We start from the raw sequence: 1,764 nt of genomic DNA, 5'->3' as shown, positions 1-1,764 counted from the left end.
TCCGAGGACCTTGTCGGGCAGGTCGAGCCGCGGCTCGCTGCGACCGACGGCCACCGCCGCGACCGGAGCGAGGGGCTCCACGGTCGTCAGGTCGAGAGTCGGGTCGAGCCCGGCGATGCGGGCGACGTACTCCTCCACCGGCGACGTCGGCCCGGCCAGCGCCCGCACCGTGCCGCCGACGTGGGCCAGCGCCGGGCCGGTCTGYAGCACCGACAGGCTGCCGGCGGTGAGGCCCTGGTCGGGACCGAGCGCGGTGTGTGGCGCGACCATCCGGATCCGGTCGAGCGGGAGTGCCAGCGCGTCGGCGGCGAGCTGGGCGAGCGCGGTGGCGATGCCCTGGCCGAGCTCGGCCTTGCCGACCCGCACCTCGACCACCCCACCGTCCACCCCACCGTCCACCCCGCCGTCCACCGCCACCCAGCTGCCGAGCCGGGGGTTGGTGATGACGTGCGGGGGCAGCTCGGTCATGACGTGGCCGGCTGCGTCCGGGCGGCGAGGACGGCGTCGACGATCCGGCGGTGCGCCCCGCAGCGGCACAGGTTGCCGTCGAGCGCCTCGGCCACCCGGGCGGCGTCGGCGTCGGGCTCGGCGTCGAGCAGGGCGGCCGCGCGGACCACGATCCCGGAGATGCAGAAGCCGCACTGCGCGGCCTGCCGGTCGAGGATCGCGCGCTGCACGGGGTGCGGCGTGCCGTCGGCGGAGAGCCCCTCGACAGTGGTGACCGCGCGGCCCTCGGCCTGCCACACCGGGGTCTGGCACGACGGGACGACGGCGCCGTCGAGGACGACGTGGCAGGCGCCGCACAGTCCCTGTCCGCAGCCGAAGCGGGTGCCGACGAGGCCGAGGTCGTCGCGCAGCACCGTCAGCAGCGGCGTGTCCGGGTCGCCGCCGACCTCGACGGGCGTGCCGTTGACCTCGAAGCCGGTCACCCGAAGACCTCCGGGTGGTGGGAGAGCTCGATGCGGGTGCGCCGGATGTGCCCGCCGAGGAAGCGCTCGCCGTCGTCGGCGTCGCGGCGGACCACGGCGTCGAGGATCAGCCGGTGCTCGGAGTTGACCACCCACATCCGGCTGCGACCGCCCAGCGCGACGAACGCGCGTCGGTAGTGCTGGGTGGAGTTCCACAGCCGCGTCACGTTGGACATCAGCGGGTCGATGTGGCAGCCGGAGTAGGTGAGCATGTGGAACTCGCGGTCGAGGTCGAGGAACTTCTCGAGGTCCTCGTTGTCCTCGATCCGCTGCTGCACCTCCTCGAGCTGCGCGTGCTCGTCGGGTCCGAGCTGCGGCATGCTCTCGGCGAGGGCCAGCGGTTCGAGGCGCTCGCGCATCCGGTAGACCACGTCCACCTCGTGCGGCGACAGCCGGGGCACCCGGGCGCCCTTGTGGGCCTCGTGCTCGGTGAGGCCCTCGGCCTCGAGCATCCGCAGGGCCTCGCGCACCGGCAGCCGGCTCGCGCCGAGGCGCTCGGCGACCTCCTCCTGCCGGATCCGGTCGCCGGGCTTGAGCTCACCGCCCAGGATCGCCTCGCGGAGGTACGCCGCGACGCGGGTGCTGCCGATGCCCGTGCTGCTGCCCGTGGTGCCGCTCGTCTCGCTCATGGTCGGGGATTCTCCCGGTCCCAGCGCTTGCCTCCCGGGGCGGACACCAGCTCGAACTGCATCCCCCACGGGCTGCGGAAGTAGATCCACCGGTTGCCCTCGGCCGGGCCCCGGCTCGCGGTGGGCCCGTCGAGGACCTCGACCCCCGCCGTACGCAGGACCTCGAC

General features: G+C 74.5%; 3 protein-coding genes. All 3 read right to left on the bottom strand.

Going from position 1 to position 1,764, the window contains the following annotated elements:
* Nucleotides 1-468: molybdopterin cofactor-binding domain-containing protein (locus ACXJKL_RS20420; RefSeq protein ID WP_457208823.1), on the bottom strand; the 468-nt coding region annotated here is incomplete at its 3' end.
* Nucleotides 465-929, bottom strand: coding sequence for a (2Fe-2S)-binding protein (locus ACXJKL_RS20415; RefSeq protein ID WP_457208822.1), 465 nt, complete (start codon nt 927-929; stop codon nt 465-467). The genes ACXJKL_RS20420 and ACXJKL_RS20415, both read right to left, overlap by 4 nt.
* Nucleotides 926-1,597: a GntR family transcriptional regulator gene (locus ACXJKL_RS20410; RefSeq protein ID WP_457208821.1), complete on the bottom strand. Its 672-nt coding sequence runs from the start codon at nt 1,595-1,597 to the stop codon at nt 926-928. The genes ACXJKL_RS20415 and ACXJKL_RS20410 overlap by 4 nt, the downstream gene beginning before the upstream one ends.
* Between the last annotated feature and the right edge of the window lie 167 nt (nt 1,598-1,764).

The sequence above is a fragment of the Nocardioides sp. P5_C9_2 genome, from assembly GCF_054049555.1.
The sequence above is the reverse complement of the archived record's forward strand: the minus strand, read 5'-3'. Positions and strand labels throughout refer to the sequence as shown.

Excerpts from the sequence above, each read along its gene's own strand:
- ACXJKL_RS20410 (WP_457208821.1), bottom strand. The coding sequence starts at position 1,597 with ATGAGCGAGACGAGCGGCACCACGGGCAGCAGCACGGGCATCGGCAGC.